Here is a 17,746-nt window from a genome sequence, read left to right as displayed (position 1 = left end):
GTTTTATTGAAATATTGATTTCAAGATTGCTATATGGCTGGTTAGTTACGCAGATAGTCACCAAGTGATGAAATGCTAAGTACATCTTTTACCGGATCATAATCTATATAGAGCAGTTTGGATGCTGTGGCAATAAAATACTGGCTACCATCTTGTTGTATCTCATAAGTAGCGGGTGAAGCTTGTTTAGTGGTTTCCGATACATATATAATAGAAAGAAGGTACTCTTTATCGCTCCGATAAATGATTATCGTAGGATTCAGATTAACGCTTTCCCATGTGCCGACAATGGAAAACAGGTTAAAAGACGGATAATCTTTTTTAATTCTTTTCATAAGACGTGGTTTGTTTGGGTGATTGATTCTGTATTTCACTGTCCGCAATAATTCTTTCAATATCGGAAGACTTATAATAAATCTTGCTGCCGATTTGAGAATAAGCCAGCCGTCCACTACTTCGGTAATATTGCAGTGTTCGTTTACTAAAACCTAACAACAGGCACACCTCTTGACTATCCAGCCAGTTTTCTACTTTCTGGGTATGAGTATTGCACAAACTTTCTATTCGTTTGGCAAACTCGGTGAACCGTTCGCAGATATACGAAAAAGTTCTTTTTTCAATGGTTACTACTTCCATACTTTTAATTTTTAATGGTTTATAAAACGTGTTGATTCTATTTTCATCGGCAAATGAAAGAAGAATCAAGAGACGTTTTAAAAACTGTCTGGAAGTGGTGAGATTTGACTATTGCTGGCTTCTTATTGAAATAAGAAAACAGATAAATAGTATATATGTTATCGCTGAAATATATTAGATTAAGAATAGATACGCATCATATTGCCTTATTATTTTTTCTGAAACTTGAAGGACTACAGCCTTTGTTTTTTCTAAAGAATTTACTCAAATGGCTTTCATCGGTAAATCCTAGTTCTTCGGCAATCTCATTTATTCTCATTTGACTATGTAACAATCTGCTTTCGACCAATTTTAGTTTATAGCTTAATATGTATTGCTGCATTGTTTCGTTGGTGTGCTTTTTTATATAACGTCCCAAGTAACTTTCAGATATACCAAAATGCTGACTGATTTCTTTTGCTCTAATTTTACCTGTTTGATAGATATTTGCTTGGATATATTGAAGAATATCGAGAGACTTATCATCTGAACATTCATCGACTTGTTGAGGTAAAAACATAGCTATATTTCTTGCCACAACAATAATTATAGTATTTATCAACTGCGTGATAATCTCTTTACTATACAGATTCCGATTTACATACTCCCGAATAATTGCTTCAATCATTGGTTTCACTAATAACTTATCCACCTTATTTCTAAGGATGCAACCCGGTTGATGATTTGCATGTTGTAAAATAAATTCTAATCTCTGGATGTTCTCTGAACCAAATATGGCTGAATGTATATAGATGTCATTAAACTTGATGTTAATGAATTTTGTAGTTGTGTGAATCTCAAAGGAATGAGAATCATTTGGAGTTATCAAGAACAAGTGTCCATCATGATATGGGAACATACTATTGTTAATCCATTGAATACCTGTTCCTGTTAAGATGTAGACTAGTTCAAAAAAAGTATGCTCATGCTCAGTTAATAACGATTCACTATGCTCGTTAAAGCTGAGCTCAAATGGTTGATGAAGATTTTCTTTTTTCATACCTCAAATATAACACATAAAGCGGAATTATACCAATATAGCGAAAATATATACCCATATTTAGAATAAAATAGGTATAACTTTGCCATAAATCAAAATTAGATTACTTATGAACTTTTTAGAACTATCAAAACAACGTTATTCAGCAAGAAACTATTCTTCTGATATGATTGAGCAAGAAAAACTCGACTACATCTTAGAATGTGCCCGTTTTGCTCCTTCTGCTGTAAACTATCAACCTTGGCACTTTTTTGTCGTAAAAAGTAATAAACCCAAACTACTGATTCAACAATCTTATCCACGTGAATGGTTTACCGAAGCTCCACTCTATATTGTAGTTTGTGCTGACAATTCAATATCTTGGGTGAGAAAATCAGACAATAAGAACCATACAGATATTGATGCAGCAATAGCGACTGAACATATTTGTTTAGCCGCAGCAGAACAAGGATTAGGTAGCTGCTGGGTATGTAATTTCGATCCTGATATGCTAAAGGATAATCTTCATTTATCTCCCAATATGTACCCTGTGGCAATTATTTCATTAGGTTATGTAAAACAACCACCTGAAAAATCATCTAAAAGAAAAGATATAACCGAAATAGTTTCAATCTTATAAAAATGTAACAATTATGAAAACAGAAATGGAAAAATGTCTGGCTGGTGAATGGTATGATTGTCATAACCAAGTTTTCTTGGATTTAAAGACCCGAACATATAAGTTATTAATAAAATATAATTCATTACCTTATGAGGATAAAGAAGAAAAACACAGCTTGCTAAAAAAGATACTAGGTAGTATCGGAATGAAAGTTTCGGTTGCCAGTCCATTTATTTGTGATTATGGCTGCAATATACATATAGGGGATAATGTTACTGTAAATACTGGTTGTACCTTTGTGGATTGTAATAAAATCACTATCGGAAGTAATGTTCTTATTGCCCCTAATGTTCAGCTTTATACAGCAACTCACCCTATTGATTTAGATGAACGGCTAGCGCCTTTTGAAACAGAAGATGGAATAAAACGAGTTCGCCGCACTTACGCTTTGCCTATTACAATTGAGGATGGATGCTGGATTGGTGGAGGTGTAATAATCCTTCCCGGAATAACAATTGGGTACGGTAGTGTAATTGGAGCAGGTAGTGTTGTTACAAAAGATATTCCGGCAAATAGTTTAGCCGTTGGAAATCCATGTAAAGTGATACGTCAAATCAATCAAACTAAGAAACTATGATAAAATTGGTCGCTTTTGATTTGGATGGTACAATTGCCGATACAATCCCAATGTGTATCGAAGCCTTTAAGCAGGCAGTATCTCCCTATGCATCAAAAATATTGTCAGAAGATGATATTGTGAAAACATTCGGACTTAATGAAGAGGGAATGATTAAAGAGGTCGTTTCAGAAGATTGGGAAAAAGCTCTGATTGATTTTTATGTGATATACAAAGAAATGCACACAGTCTACATTCAACCATTTGTGGGGATAAGAGAATTGATAACAGAGTTGAAGGAGAACTCAATTATTGTATCTTTAATAACAGGTAAAGGTCAAAGGAGTTGTGATATTACGCTTCGCCATTTTGAAATGGAAGCTCTTTTTGATAGTATTTCAATCGGATCGCCAGATAGAAACACAAAAGCGGAATCAATGACGGAACTAATGTCAAAATATAATATCCAACCAGCAGAAATGGTATATGTTGGAGATGAATTTTCCGATATTACCGCTTGTAGTAAAGTTGGAATACAATGCTTATCTGCTGCATGGATAGCCTCGCTCTCAAAAATGAAGAAATTAGAAAAGGAAAATCAAGGATATGTGTTTAGTTCTATCAAATCACTTCATTCTTTTCTAAAGAAAGAAGCTCATTTAGTTTAGATTCATATTCGTAGATTGATTTTAGTATTTTCTGGCATAATGGATATTTATTGGTAATATAAAAGCATGAAATCAGACGTTAAGTCTTTCTATATAATACTTACCATTAAAATTATGCTTATGAATGTATTGTTAAACATGAGGATGTTCGGACTATTCTCTGAAACCTCACAAGAAGTAACTAATAATGAAATGCAAGAAGCCTATGGCGAATTTGTTGAACAGATTAGAACTATAAGTAATGGAAATAATTATTCAACTACTTATCGAATTCTTGCAGCTACCCGTATCGAGATAGCTTTACTTGAAACAATACCTCTTTACGGGCAGGGGGAAAAATGCGCTTAAAAAGCTGTTCATACAAAAGGTACAGGCTACTATTACCGCAGAAATGGAACTGCTGAATCTAAAAATTCAGTACCCCAGCCAATTTCAAAATAGAATAAGCAGCCTTCCACCTTCACCACTCTATTTGACCGACAATACCAACCTAGTTGAAATCATGGAGTTGATTAGTGGACTATTCCTATCACAAAGAGTAGTAACCCATGCCGGAACAAAATCACCATTAACAGAAATTGGGAGAGCATTTGAACACCTCTTTAATATCAAATTAGGAGATGTTCACAAGAAACACGAAAGCGTCATAAAGCGCAAGCCATCTAAAGCAACTGAATTTTTAGATACACTTCGCAAAGCTATTGCCGAAGAAAGTAAAAAGAAAGGCTATCTATAAATCAGGAACTTACCAACAATTGTTAGGGGAGTAGATATACTACACCCCTAACTTATTTGCATCCATTTACCGTACTTTGCTTCATCAATCGATTGAAAATAATAATGTTGAACTAAAAAATGAAGCAAAATGTATATAGACAATGAAAACTTCGAGAAGTGGATGGAAAAGCTATCCAAAAAACTCACCGTAATCGGACAAGATTTGAAATCTCTTATCAATACTGATACAGTACTAGATGATAATGAGAAGATTCTTGATAATCAGGATTTAGCTTTTCTCCTGAAAGTATCTTTCCGAACTCTTCAACGCTACAGAGTAAATAATCAACTTCCTTATTTCACTATCGGAAGGAAAACCTATTATCGGGCTGTAGATATTCGAGCTTTTGTTCGTGAACGTGCCGATTCTCAAACCTACAAACGGTTTGAAAAAGACAATCAGTTGACAAATCAGCCCTGATAGCAAAACGCAGTAGAGGGAAGAAGCCTGTGTGCGGGCTATTTCTTTGTGTTGTCACCTCGATTTAACAGAAACTGCTTCACCTAGCGATTCAGCCCGTTTCGCTAAATCGAGCAAGAGGGAACTGGACAAGTCCTGTTCTTCCCTCTTGCCCTGCGGGGCAAAGCCTTCGGCTTTAGCGTGTTACAAGAACACGCTGTAATGACACCTGTAATAAGTATTTTCTTTGTAATGCTTATTATCAGGTATTTATCTATTCATATTTCTATAAAAAAGTAATTACCATGCCAAACAGCAGTCGAAAAACGATATTCACTACCATTTCCATAGATAAGGAAACGGCAGCTTTGGTAGAGAAGATATGCAAACGTTATTTACTGAAAAAGAGTGAAGTTGTAAAATTGGCGTTCGGGTATATAGATAAGGCACATATCAACCCATCCGAAGCCCCTGAATCCGTAAAATCGGAACTGGCGAAAATAAATAAGAGACAGGATGATATTATCCGCTTCATCCGTCACTATGAGGAAGAACAACTGAATCCCATGATACGGGCAACAAATTCTATCGCTTTACGTTTTGATGCTATCGGTAAGACTTTAGAAACTCTTATTCTCTCTCAACTGGAAGCCAGTCAGGAGAAACACACAGCCGTACTCAAAAAGTTAAGTGAACAGTTCTGCAATCATGCCGATGTGATTAACAACCAATCCAAACAGATAAATGTACTCTACCAGATACATCAACGGGATTATAAGAAGCTGCTTCAACTTATACAACTCTATTCGGAGTTGTCCGCTTGTGGTGTGATGGATAGCAAAAGGAAGGAGAACTTGAAGACTGAAATCTGTAATCTAATAAATACATAGGATTATGCACATAGATTTTGCTCTACCATCAAACGGAACATATAACAATGCAGGAAGTAGCCGACAGCTAGCTAATTATTTAGAGCATGAAGATTTAGAACGAATGGAGAAAGGTCTTTATACTGATAGCTTTTTCAATCTGACAGAGAATAATATCTACAAATCAAAAGTAATAAAGGATATAGATAGTAATATCGGACAACTCTTAAAAACAGATGCTAAGTTTTATGCTATTCATGTCAGCCCATCGGAAAAGGAACTTCAAGCAATGGGTAATACAGAACATGAACAAGCCGAATCCATGAAGCGGTATATCCGGGAAGTGTTTATTCCTGAATATGCTAAGAACTTCAACAAAGGACTATCCGAAGCAGATATAAAATTTTACGGAAAGATACATTTTAACCGTAGCCACTCCGATAACGAACTGAATATGCACTGCCATTTGATAGTAAGTCGAAAAGATCAATCTAATAAGAAAAAACTATCCCCACTTACCAACCATAAGAATACTAAGAAAGGACCTATTAAAGGCGGCTTTGATAGAAAGAGCTTATTTCAACAGGCAGAACTGGGATTCGGCAGGTTATTCAACTATGATAAACAACTAACCGAATCTTTTGAATATTATAACACGATGAAGAATGGCAGTATCTCCGACCAACTCAATATGCAGGAACGACAGATTGCCAGTGAAAAAGAAAATAAACAAACAGGCTTGCATGCAGATAAGCAGAACGAACAAGTTGAAAACAAGGTTGCATATAAACAAGGTAATAACATTTTAAACAATACTGAAAATAAGCAAAGTTTCAATCTTCCAGATTTGGGATTATCTTCTGCATTAGGTTTGCTTGCTCCTGAGCCTAACAGTAATGATGAACAACAAATACCCGTGAAAAGAAAAAAGAAGAAGTCCAAACAAGGCTTTAAGTGGTAATAATCCCTTTTATACTTGTGAAACAAGGTATATTCCAAGTCTGAAACGGAAATGCCAAGCCCTTTGGGTTTTAGAAGATTTCTTCTTTTTCGCTTACAAAAAGAGTAAATTTTCTAAAAACATTGCATTATGCAATCTTTCCATAGGAGAAGTGTTCAACAAGAATAAAAATGAAAATATATGCGTTGATATTGGGATCTTCATCTTCCTATGTCTTTCAGTCGTTTACTTGGACGTATTCTTGATAAATTCTATATCTTTCATAATAAATAATTTGCGATTACGAACACATTTCGTACATTTGTGCTAATTATTTATGAATTGGAAAAGAGAAAAAAAAACGAGTATATTGATGATTGTCTGCTTAGTATCCGATCTAAAGGCAGGTTTTCATTTACTTTTGATGAGTTAAAAAACGCTTTTGACTCATCAGAACAGGCTATTCGCAAAAAAAAATCTCGCTTAAAAGCAGATAGCAAAATAGTGACTATCCGAAAAAACTTTTATATAGTACTTCCTCCTGAATACGCAGAAAATGGTACCTTTCCTGTCTATCTATATATCGATGAACTGATGAGGTATTTGAAAAAAGACTACTATATAGGCTTATATTCCACAGTTGCTTTATATGCTGCTAAATACCAACATATGGAATATCAAATTATTGTGCAACAGCCTATTCGAGATTTTGTTGTAGGAAATACAAAAATAGGTTTCTTTCTAATATGGAGGAAAAGATGATAGACAAAGAGTTTTTAGATAATATTTTTATTATTTTGAAACAAGACGTTGAATATGATAATAAGAGAGCGTGGGATAATATAAAAGTGAATTTAGTTGAAAAGATACAGCTAATCTATATAAATTCATTTTTCTGAAAGTAAATAGTGACAAGATGGAAGAACAAAAGAAAATAATAAAAATTTTTGAATCAAAATTAGGTTCCCTAATTCAAGGTAATTCCATAGAATTACTTAAGAGCAAGAAATATTTAAACAAGCTAAAAGGAAAAGTGAATTTAATTGTCACATCTCCCCCTTTCCCCCTTAACAATAAGAAGCAATATGGCAATGAAAAGGGAGATGAATACTTGAAGTGGTTTACTGACCTTGCTCCAATTTTTTCAGATTTGCTGGCTGATGACGGTTCTCTTGTTATAGAAATAGGGAATGCGTGGGAACCTGAAAGACCTGTCCAGTCTCTGTTACATTTAGAATGTTTATTTGGATTAGTAAAGCATCCCACTGCAAACTTAAGGTTAATACAAGAATTTATATGCTATAATCCATCTAAACTACCATCGCCAGCTCAATGGGTAACTGTAAATCGTATAAGAACAGTAGATAGCTATACTCATGTGTGGTGGTTGGCGAAAAATGATTATCCCAAAGCGGATAATACTAAAGTATTACGACCATATAGCAAAAGTATGGAACAACTTTTAAAGAAAGGGAAATACAATGCAGGAAAGCGCCCTTCTGAACATAATATTAGCGAATCAGGTTTTTTGAAAAATCATGGAGGAAGCATTTCTCATAATTTTTTTGAAATGGAATCTATTGATGAAAAAAGAAAAGTCAGACTCCCTCATAGCGTTCTGAGTTTCTCAAATACGAACTCAAATGATTACTTTTTGAAAACTTGCAGAGAAAAAAGTATAACACCTCATCCAGCTCGAATGAATGGTGGGTTAATTAATTTTTTCATTAATTTTCTCACTGATGAGGATGATCTCGTATTGGATCCGTTTTCAGGAAGCAATACAACAGGATATTGCGCTGAGAAACTGAAAAGAAAATGGATATCTTTTGAAATAAAAGAAGATTATATTGAACAAGCCATTCTCAGGTTTAGTGAACAAGAATTAAACTCATCATTAAAAGAAGTTAGCAATGGAAGAAAACATAAAAAATAGACTTGAGAAGATAGCGAAAATAGATATTTTTCAAGTAGCAACTTTAGCAGACAATTTTGTAGGCTATCCATTTTATCTAGACTATAGAAAAGCCCATCTACTTACTTGTGATGATTGGAAGTATAAATCAGGAGGTATTCCTCAAGGATGTCTAATGCTTGCGTTTTACAACAATCCCTTTAACACTGTTCAAAGTGAAGAAGCTATATTATTAAGAGCTACAAATCCATGTGTAATCCCCAGTGATAATGACTTAATAACTTCTAAAATTGAATTTTACAAGGAAGATGTTGATATCACTACTACGAAATCAAAAGGGAATGCATTAGATGATTTTACACGCTTCGAATTTAGCTTTTCTGGCATAGAATGTTCCGTTTTAGGAACTTTCTACAAAAATGAAAGTGGTAAAATTGAATTTGGGGCAGATGTGGAGAACTTTTTTTCTTCTCATTATTATAAAGTTTATAAAATAACAGATGAACATCTGGAATTTGTTGTAAATAAGCCCGATGATGCAACACCACTAAATTCAGATGCAACATTTCCTATTGGCAAAGTGAGATATAGTTCGAGTAAAAGTTTTCAATCGGCTATGGCATTTAATGGTGACGCAAAAGTATACGTTCATACAAATGATATTTTAGGTAAAAGAACCGCACTCTTTGGAATGACTCGTACGGGAAAATCAAATACAGTAAAAAAAATCATAGAAGCGACAGAAAAATTATCTCAAAAAGCTCCACTAAAATTAAAATCAACAAATGATAGTTTTGAAGAAAAACTAAAACCTCTCACAAAAGATGATTTACCTAAATATCCTGTTGGACAAATTATATTTGATATAAATGGTGAATATGCAAATAAGAATCTTCAAGATGGAACTGCTATTTTTGAAAAATACAAAGATAAAACACTAAGATATAGCATACTGCGAAAAGAAGAAGCAGACTTTAAAACCATGAAAGTGAATTTTTATCAAGATATAACAACAGGATTCGAGTATTTATTACAATATCTTGATGATGAAAAAGGAGATTATCTTACTGGATTCAAAGTTGTCAGTTTTGAACGTCCAGAAAAAGATGACTATAGTGGTTGGCGAAAATATAATAAGCACAAATCAATATATTTTTGTTGTTTAGATAAAGCAGGGTTTAAAACGAATCAAAAAATAGAACTAAAAATATCTATAAATGAAGAAATTGAAGATATATTAAAAAAAGAAGAAGCTGAAGAAATATTAAGCAAAGTGGTCAAAACTAGCAATGCAACAAATCTTGAAAAATTGAATATCCAAGAAGCATATTATTTCTGGTCATTGATGTGGAAGAATAAAGATGGAGAGGAGTTTAAAAAAAACAAAAAAAATAATAGTGGCAAAGATTGGTTGACAGAAGAAATTAGATCATTATTAATTATGTTATTTCAGAAGAAAGAATCTGGTCAAATTGTAAGTGGCTATTCTAAGTTTAAATCAGCTTTGGAATTACACGATGGCTCTCTTAAATCTTCATTTCAGGATGATATTTGGGAACATCTAAGAACAGGAGGAATCGTAATTGTTGATTTGTCTCAAGGTAATCCCAAAATTCAAAGAATATTCTCTAACGATATTTGTGATTATATATTTAAGAGATCTATGAATCATTTCACCAAGGCGGAGCCTAATAATTTCATACAATTTTATTTTGAAGAGGCACATAATTTGTTCCCCAAAAAAGAAGATAAAGACTTAAGCCAAATATATAATCGTATTGCTAAAGAAGGAGCAAAACTTAATTTAGGCCTTATTTATGCAACTCAGGAAGTTAGTTCCATAAGCTCTAATATATTAAAAAACACCCAAAATTGGTTTATTGCTCATTTAAATAATGAAGATGAAATCAGAGAGCTCCGTAAGTTCTATGATTTTAGTGATTTTGCAGACTCCCTTATTCGTTTCAGTGCAAAAAATGATAAGGGATTTGTGCGTATGAAAACCTATTCAAACCCATTTGTTGTACCTGTTCAGATAGATCTGTTCGAATAAAATTGATTATTTATGTCATATAGTAAATCATCAGGAAAACCTTTTGAATATGCGAGTAAAATCTCGCATCGACATATAATTGCAGATAACGATATTCAGCAATATATACATGAATGCGTAATTCCCTTTGAAGGAAAGGATATGGAATTAAATCCGAGTCTACTCCATGATATTATTTATCCAACTAAAAATAGAATTCAAAATATAATTGCCATAGACGGAGGTTACACTACTATTGCTATAAAAAAGAAATTTCCATCATCTTTAATCTCTTATTTTCAGTTTGGGACCTTATTAATCGAAAGGAAGTATTTAGAGGGTTTGCACGCAACCCCCTTTATATCACCGAAAGATATGGCTGAACTAAAAAAGCTAATGCCTGACAAGCTTGCATTACCAACCAAAAATCTGCTCTTAAAAGGACAGACAAGTCTTAAATATGCTGTAAGAAAGGTCATTTATGATTTCTTTATGAATAAAGATCGAGATGATGAATCTTTGATGAATACTTTATATTGGTTCCTTTTTAGAAAATATGAATTTTCAGAGCTTGTGAATAATCCTAATGATTGCGCCTGTTCCTTTCATAAAGTAGGCACAGAAGACTATCTATACAAATGCACTTCATGTAATAATAAAGCATATCAACTTTCTCGATGTCCAAATTGTGAAGAACTAGAAATCCTCCTTGATGAAGCTGCTTTAGACAAGAACTCTTATGTATGGAAATGTCCTCATTGTGGAGAAAATATATTCTTAACTGATATTTTTAGATTGTTTGAAACTGTTGACAATGAGCTAGGTGCAGGAGGAATTCTGGGATATATTTTATCAGCTACAGAGAACCTTTTATTGGTTCATATGATAAGAATATTAACTCAAATAAAGCATGGCTTTTTAAATGAATTTCTCTTAGTAAAAGATGGACCACTAAGTTTTGTGGGACAAACAGCAAACATGTATAAACCTATGAGACATTTATTGAATTTTTTGCGAAAGAACAACAATGTAAATATTATTGGAATTGAAAAAAGTGGTGCTTTTGTGGATCATGCAAAGGAAATTGCAGATAAGATGAAACCGGGACAGATATTCCTGATGGACAATGATCACATTTACAAATATATCATGCCAGCCGATGGAAATATGGAGTATGCAAGAACATCGTATTATGGAGGTAAGTTTATATATAAATCAAAAGAAGAGAAGCTTTATGTATTGACTTTACCAGTAGAGACTCATCATTACTATTCGCGACCACAATTAGGCGATTTGAAAAATATAGAAGAGATATTATTAAATATTGACTTGCTGAAATGTGATATTTATCAAGATGCAATAATCCCTATAGCACTTGTTAATAAACTAGTATCACTCTCAAATTATCCAGGCTCTAATATTATTCGTCACTTTACCAAACAGAATATTTCAGAATGATAAAAATAGAAAAAGGGAAAGCACCGGAGTTTTTATCCTCAGAGAAAGTTGAAATTGCCCGTGAAAGAATGAGAACATTCTATGCCTCAAATCGGGAACAAAAAAGATATCTATTTCCTTTTAATAAGGAAATAGATATAAAATTAAAAGAAGATTTACACAAAATATTTTACGGAAAATGCGGTTACTGTGAAACAATAATTGAATCTCCAGAAAAAGGTGTAATTGATAGATATAGACCACATAATGGAGTAAGAGATAAAGATGGATACAATCAAGATCTGTATTGGTGGCTTACTTTTGAATGGGACAATTTAATTTATAGTTGCAAGGAGTGTAATCAATATAAAGCAAATTATTTCCCTATTCAGGGTGTCCGAGCATTAAAAGTAAAAGATAATTTGGATCAAGAAAAGAGACTTCTCTTAAACCCGTGTGTGGATGATCCTCAAGAGCATTTCTATTATAATCATGATGGCCATATCCAAATAAAAACACGTGAAGGGGAACAAACCGTAAATCTATTAAGACTTAATGATAGAACCGACTTAATAGAAGGAAGAAAGAAAGCGAGAAAAGAGATAATAACTATTTTAGAAAAAATAAATAAAAATGGAGTACGGTCTATTGATAAAAATGAGATAAGTTATCTACAACGGATACTTGAGTATGACAATGATTCTACTGCTTTTTTCGGATATAAAAAATGGGTACTATTGAATGAATTAGGAGATAATCTTCTTTTAGATTTAGAGTTTAATATCAAAAATCATGATAGGGAATGGCTTAGCGATAGAGATCAAAATAATAAAAAAGTAATAAAGAATGAAGACAAGAGATATTTGGCGAATGACTATTTCCCCATCGAATACATTCATATCAAAAATTTCAAGTCTATTGAAAATTTGAAAATTGAGTTTAAGGAAGATGAATTAAATAATAAATCATGGTTAATTCTGCTTGGTGAAAATGGAGTAGGAAAAAGTTCTATATTACAAGCAATAGCTGTTGGCTTAAATGCAAATGCAAAAATCATAACTTCCACGCTTATTAAAAGTCTTATAAAGAAACGAAAACAAAAAGCAGAGATTGAGATAAAAGAGAGAAATAGCAGTAATATAATTCGCACTATACTTACAAGAAAAGATAATACAATTAAGCAAGAAGGTTCTTTTAATTCTTATTTAATGGGATATGGTTCACTAAGGCTTTCTGTTGAAGAGGTCGATTCTGAATCTATAAAAATACAAGATACAAATAATGTTAGTTATGAAAATCTATTTCAGCCTATAAAACCGCTTAATGATATTACTAAATGGTTAAAATCAATCTATCGGAAAGATCCAGTGTTTTTTGAAAGAGTAGCATATTCAATAAAGCAACTACTACCACATGATTTTTCATGCAATGAATTGACTATAAAAGATAATGACATAATGTTTAAAAAATCAGAAGAACTGTTTTCTGAACTAAGTGATGGTTTTAAAAGCACGATTATCCTTGCAGTTGATATAATGATGAAATTATCTGATGCACAGTCTGATATGGATAAAATGACAGGTATTATTTTAATAGATGAACTCGGAAACCAACTACATCCTAGATGGCAAATGTCCATAGTCAAGCAATTACGTACAGTATTTCCCAATATTAATTTTATTATATCAACTCATCATCCTCTTTGCTTGAGAGGTGCTAAAAGGGATGAAATCCTTCTTCTTAAGAATATTGAAGGTGAAGTTATAGGAATAAGACAATTACCTGATCCATCGACTTTACGCGTGGATCAAATTTTAGCTTCTGAGTTTTTTGGCTTAAGCAGCTTGGTTGATCCTGAGACAGAAGCTTATTTTAATAGATACTACGAATTATTGGCTAAAGATGAAAAAGCCTCTGTGGAAGATCAAGAAGAAATTACTCGCTTAAGAGATAAACTTAGAGATAAACAGCAATTAGGGATATCTTTGCGGGAAGAGTTGATGTATTCCGTTATTGATAAATTGCTAGCTAAAGAAATTGCATATAATAAAAATCCTTTAGATAGAGAAAATTTGAAGAGAGAAGTTATAAATCGAGTGAAAGATATCTGGACGAATTTAAACCTTGATTATTATGATAACGATTAATAGAATAGATTGTCCAGATATCCTTAAACAAGGTAAAAATCCTAAAAGTAAAGGTGAACTTGAAACGATAGACGCTTTAAAATTCTTTAGTGATCAAAATAATCATACATCTACTTACAGAAAAACTGGGACTACAACGGTCGGATATAAAATATATTCGGACGATAGTGTGAGGAAGGTTCTACTTAATATGTTTAATGGGAAATGTGCATATTGTGAAAGTAAAATAACCAGTATATATAATGGTGATATAGAACATTTCAGACCTAAAGGAGAAATAAAAGAGGCAACTCCGACAAAACCTGGATATTATTGGCTGGCAGCAGAATGGGAAAACTTATTGTTTGCTTGCCCTTTTTGCAATCAAACAAATACCCATACGATAGTTGCTAATGGAATATTGAAAGAAACTGTCTTAGGTAAATTGCATCAATTCCCACTTGTTTCTGAACAATATCGATTAAAATACACTCATGGACAAATTTATTTTTCTGACAGGAATGCTTATCAACAAGCTTTTGAATTGGAAGAAACAGAGAGATTGTTACTTAATCCTTGTAAAGATCTAAATATAGAAAATTATTTTAAATATAAGGATAGCGGTGTTATTATTGTCAATAGTGATTTAACAGAGCAGAGAAATATACTTAGAGCAGAAAAATCCATTCAAGTATATGCATTAAATAGGTTAGCTCTTGTTCAAGCTCGCAGAGAAAAAATTATTCAAATAAAAGCTCAAATAAAACGAACCGAAGAGTCTATTATTAATTATAATAGGTATGCAAAGCAATCTGATGAAGAGAAAATTTGGTTTGAAGGTATTATGAGAAAAGAGATAAAAATTCTCAAGAGATATAAGAACACAAATCAAGAATACTCAGGGCTAGCAAAATATATAATTAGAAAATACTTTGAAGAAATATATTTTATATGACTGGAAAAGATTTAATTAAAATATTAGACATAGAGGCTAAACAAGCACTCTATCGGGAAGACGGGAAGTGGTATCATAATCTCACCAAATTTCCGGGTGTTTTGTTTGATAAGGGAGGTTATGTTATTTTCTCAAATAAAGAAGAATATCATGCCAATTCTAATTTGCAAATAAAGCAAGACTTGCATATTAAAAATGGATTAAGTTCTTTGGTTGAATACATCCACTTTAATAATCTGGACAGATTATATATTGAAGAAATTGTTAGTTTAAAAAAAAATTCCAGAAGAAGCAAGACAAATAAGACGAGAAATAGAGGCAATCCTTCGAAATCAAAAATTAGTAGATGAACTTAAAATAAGATACAATAACGTATGTCAAATTTGTGGTACACAAATAAAGATTGGTGAAAATAAATATTATTCAGAAGTTCATCATATTTGGCCTCTTGGCAAGCCTCACAATGGTAGTGACACTTTAGATAATATGGTTTGTGTATGTCCCAATTGCCATACTCTATTAGACTATAAAGCAATTCACTTAAATAAAGAAATATTTAAGGTGCTTAAGCATAATATAGCGGATGCGAATATCAAATATCACAATACTCTTAATGTAAAATGGAATCAAAAAACGCTGAAAAAATAATTGCGAAATTCATTAAAGATCTAGATATATCCTCGGATGATTATATCACTGTTGCTGAACTTAGTACAACACTTGCTGATGGACTAACTAAAACAATAGACACAAATACAGCTTTAATTTCCGACACATTGATAAGAAAAATTAAATCATCACAGATAAATCCAGTTGTAAATAATTCAAGTGCATATTACGATAAAGATTACAGATACAAACCTTCCTTTTGGTTATACCTTTCAAAATCTTCTGGGTTAAAAAAAGCAGAACCATTAGTTGTTTCTTGGTGTTCAGGAAATCATACCACATTAATGATTGACCAAGGCTTTTTAAGTGCATTCAAATTATCACCACGTTTGCTGAAGGACGAAATTTTATGGGATGACTTAAAGAAACCTGAATATGATGTAGTGAGAAACAAGCTTTTATCCCAATATAAATATCCTACTCATTCTAAAACTTATGTGAGGATCAAAAAAGAATATCTAGAAGCTTATTTGGCTTTCAGAAAGAAAACTGCCATACAGATATTTACGATAAAAAGAGATATTCCAATAGATGAAGAAATCTACATTCTGCTTAAAGATAAGAAACACTTTTTAGAGGATTTCAAACAGTTTGAAGTAAAAATTAGTAGATTGGACCACAAAGAGAATATGGCTCGCTTAGAAATAAATGGATTCAAAGTTTTACTAGAAAATAGTGATCATAATAATGAAGAAAAAACAGTTGTAGGACATTATTGGAAAGGAATTGATGGATTAGTAACAGAGTGGCGAGCAAGACATGAAATACCATTTGAATATGTATATGTTTCCGACAAAGTATTGGCAGTATATGAAGCAGATGAAGATTATGAGGTCCATCCCTTGTCTGGAAGTGTCAATTATAAAAATCAATGGGCTGTAACTCATTGCGAACGTGTAGGCAAAAATGCAATTAAAATTGAAATCAAAAAGCTATATGAAGGCAATAGATATACAATAATTGATTATTGGAATCAATTTTCCATACATCCTTCCGAAATTGTGGAGGGTGAAAATATAGCTTTGAAATCAGAACGTTTAGTAAAGAAATATTTTCTATTCGGAAGAATATTAGCAAGTTTATCTAATCAACTATTTGAATTTACTTATTCATCAAAAGACTTAATTGGTTTAGATGAAGAGCATATTGAATATACTGGATGGTCGGAATTTCCTGAATTTAATGCTATTGCCCAACACATCGATTTAAAATCTTTTTCTAGAGAGCAATTTATATCCCGATGTAAAAAGCTATACATTCTGTTCGGAGAAAATTTGAAAGAAAAACCTATACGAAAAATCGTAGACATGATGGGTTTCCCTGTTTCAGAAACCGAAAAATTCAAAAGTATAAAATTACTTGAACTTATTATAGCTTATCTGAAAATAACAGAAGAAAGTGGTTTACATCCTGTACATAACAAAGAAACCCTTGTAGAGAGAGTTTTAGAAAATAAAAATCTTAATGCTCTATTAGAGTTGTCAGCTGTAAATAGTATTAGGCAGTTAGATGCTCATAAAGCTAATGATTCAAAAACAAGACTTGATAGAGCATTAACGGATTTGGGAGTACAGCCTAACGCTATTTCGAATAACTATGCAAATGCCATCTGGCAAGTCTACGACAGCATTGATGAAATGTTTGCAAATTTGAATATATTTCTTTCAAATGCCCCTAACTTTAAATAATTATCATGAAGAATGGAGATGTGATCCCCAATTATTATTCTTATATATTAAAGACCAATGGAAGGGGTTTGTCCGGTGAACAGAGATGTCACTTTTCTAATCGTATTAATAAAATTTATCACAATAATGACAAGTTCATGTATAGGGGTGATAAAAAGAGAAAGCTTTTTTCTATTTATGGATACTCAATAGAGAGAAGATAATAGTTCTCTTGCTGGTGGTAATTAAAATAAAAATCTTTATTTTGTAAATCAGAAGAAAAGGTTTATCTTTGTTCTCAGTATTCTCCATGAGCAAACTACCGCAAAAGCACGTAGCAAATCAGTGGGTTAAATCATGGGATATGCTTGAAGCTAAAAATATAAAGTTTTATATATC

20 protein-coding genes are annotated in these 17,746 nt (G+C 32.5%); 17 read left to right on the top strand and 3 right to left on the bottom strand.

Going from position 1 to position 17,746, the window contains the following annotated elements:
- Positions 1–41: 41 nt before the first annotated feature.
- The 3 genes from RB604_RS07485 to RB604_RS07475 all read right to left on the bottom strand — a co-directional run bounded on the left by RB604_RS07485 (position 42) and on the right by RB604_RS07475 (position 1,675).
- Complete coding sequence (locus tag RB604_RS07485) at positions 42–335, bottom strand: DUF3876 domain-containing protein (RefSeq protein WP_007478799.1); 294 nt, start codon at positions 333–335, stop codon at positions 42–44.
- Positions 322–636, bottom strand: a complete 315-nt coding sequence (locus RB604_RS07480) for a helix-turn-helix domain-containing protein (protein ID WP_007478800.1) — start codon at positions 634–636, stop codon at positions 322–324. Before RB604_RS07480 ends, RB604_RS07485 begins: the two co-directional genes overlap by 14 nt.
- 196 nt (positions 637–832) lie before the next feature.
- Positions 833–1,675, bottom strand: coding sequence for a helix-turn-helix domain-containing protein (locus RB604_RS07475; RefSeq protein WP_007478801.1), 843 nt, complete (start codon positions 1,673–1,675; stop codon positions 833–835).
- Positions 1,676–1,784: 109 nt separating this feature from the next.
- Here RB604_RS07475 and RB604_RS07470 point away from each other — a divergent pair, with 109 nt between their 5' ends.
- The 17 genes from RB604_RS07470 to RB604_RS07395 all read left to right on the top strand — a co-directional run bounded on the left by RB604_RS07470 (position 1,785) and on the right by RB604_RS07395 (position 17,368).
- Positions 1,785–2,294, top strand: coding sequence for a nitroreductase family protein (locus tag RB604_RS07470; protein WP_055293473.1), 510 nt, complete (start codon positions 1,785–1,787; stop codon positions 2,292–2,294).
- A gap of 13 nt (positions 2,295–2,307) precedes the next feature.
- Positions 2,308–2,913, top strand: a complete 606-nt coding sequence (locus RB604_RS07465; protein ID WP_007478803.1) for a sugar O-acetyltransferase — start codon at positions 2,308–2,310, stop codon at positions 2,911–2,913.
- Entirely contained in the window at positions 2,910–3,560 is a 651-nt protein-coding gene (locus RB604_RS07460) for an HAD family hydrolase (protein ID WP_007478804.1), read from the top strand. The genes RB604_RS07465 and RB604_RS07460 overlap by 4 nt, the downstream gene beginning before the upstream one ends.
- A gap of 66 nt (positions 3,561–3,626) precedes the next feature.
- A complete protein-coding gene (locus RB604_RS07455) occupies positions 3,627–3,908 on the top strand; it encodes a hypothetical protein (RefSeq protein WP_007478805.1) in 282 nt (93 codons plus the stop codon).
- A gap of 43 nt (positions 3,909–3,951) precedes the next feature.
- Positions 3,952–4,296: an RteC domain-containing protein gene (locus RB604_RS07450; RefSeq protein WP_044093563.1), complete on the top strand. Its 345-nt coding sequence runs from the start codon at positions 3,952–3,954 to the stop codon at positions 4,294–4,296.
- Between the two features lie 129 nt (positions 4,297–4,425).
- A complete protein-coding gene (locus tag RB604_RS07445; protein WP_007478806.1) occupies positions 4,426–4,758 on the top strand; it encodes a helix-turn-helix domain-containing protein in 333 nt (110 codons plus the stop codon).
- Positions 4,759–5,042: 284 nt separating this feature from the next.
- Complete coding sequence (locus tag RB604_RS07440) at positions 5,043–5,627, top strand: BfmA/BtgA family mobilization protein (RefSeq protein WP_055293471.1); 585 nt, start codon at positions 5,043–5,045, stop codon at positions 5,625–5,627.
- Between the two features lie 4 nt (positions 5,628–5,631).
- Positions 5,632–6,567, top strand: coding sequence for a DUF5712 family protein (locus RB604_RS07435; protein ID WP_007478808.1), 936 nt, complete (start codon positions 5,632–5,634; stop codon positions 6,565–6,567).
- Positions 6,568–6,888: 321 nt separating this feature from the next.
- A complete protein-coding gene (locus tag RB604_RS07430; RefSeq protein WP_007478809.1) occupies positions 6,889–7,308 on the top strand; it encodes a type IV toxin-antitoxin system AbiEi family antitoxin in 420 nt (139 codons plus the stop codon).
- A 154-nt stretch (positions 7,309–7,462) separates the two neighbouring features.
- Positions 7,463–8,482 carry a DNA-methyltransferase gene (locus tag RB604_RS07425; RefSeq protein ID WP_007478811.1) on the top strand — a complete coding sequence of 340 codons (1,020 nt, stop codon included), beginning with the start codon at positions 7,463–7,465 and terminating at the stop codon, positions 8,480–8,482.
- Positions 8,460–10,514 (top strand): ATP-binding protein, encoded by a 2,055-nt coding sequence (locus RB604_RS07420; protein WP_007478812.1) that lies wholly within the window; start codon positions 8,460–8,462, stop codon positions 10,512–10,514. The genes RB604_RS07425 and RB604_RS07420 overlap by 23 nt, the downstream gene beginning before the upstream one ends.
- A 12-nt stretch (positions 10,515–10,526) precedes the next feature.
- Positions 10,527–11,951, top strand: coding sequence for a DNA double-strand break repair nuclease NurA (locus tag RB604_RS07415; protein WP_007478813.1), 1,425 nt, complete (start codon positions 10,527–10,529; stop codon positions 11,949–11,951).
- Positions 11,948–14,077: an AAA family ATPase gene (locus RB604_RS07410; protein WP_055293469.1), complete on the top strand. Its 2,130-nt coding sequence runs from the start codon at positions 11,948–11,950 to the stop codon at positions 14,075–14,077. The genes RB604_RS07415 and RB604_RS07410 overlap by 4 nt, the downstream gene beginning before the upstream one ends.
- The gene (locus RB604_RS07405) at positions 14,064–15,011 is read left to right on the top strand and encodes an HNH endonuclease family protein (protein ID WP_007478815.1); all 948 of its coding nucleotides are present in this window, start codon (positions 14,064–14,066) and stop codon (positions 15,009–15,011) included. Before RB604_RS07410 ends, RB604_RS07405 begins: the two co-directional genes overlap by 14 nt.
- Positions 15,008–15,361: a hypothetical protein gene (locus tag RB604_RS07400; RefSeq protein WP_007478816.1), complete on the top strand. Its 354-nt coding sequence runs from the start codon at positions 15,008–15,010 to the stop codon at positions 15,359–15,361. The genes RB604_RS07405 and RB604_RS07400 overlap by 4 nt, the downstream gene beginning before the upstream one ends.
- Positions 15,291–15,659 (top strand): HNH endonuclease, encoded by a 369-nt coding sequence (locus tag RB604_RS21430; protein WP_081504135.1) that lies wholly within the window; start codon positions 15,291–15,293, stop codon positions 15,657–15,659. The genes RB604_RS07400 and RB604_RS21430 overlap by 71 nt, the downstream gene beginning before the upstream one ends.
- Entirely contained in the window at positions 15,632–17,368 is a 1,737-nt protein-coding gene (locus RB604_RS07395) for a hypothetical protein (RefSeq protein ID WP_007478817.1), read from the top strand. The genes RB604_RS21430 and RB604_RS07395 overlap by 28 nt, the downstream gene beginning before the upstream one ends.
- Positions 17,369–17,746 lie beyond the last annotated feature (378 nt).

This window comes from Bacteroides salyersiae (assembly GCF_031172035.1).
Lineage (GTDB): Bacteria > Bacteroidota > Bacteroidia > Bacteroidales > Bacteroidaceae > Bacteroides > Bacteroides salyersiae.
The sequence above is the reverse complement of the archived record's forward strand: the minus strand, read 5'-3'. Positions and strand labels throughout refer to the sequence as shown.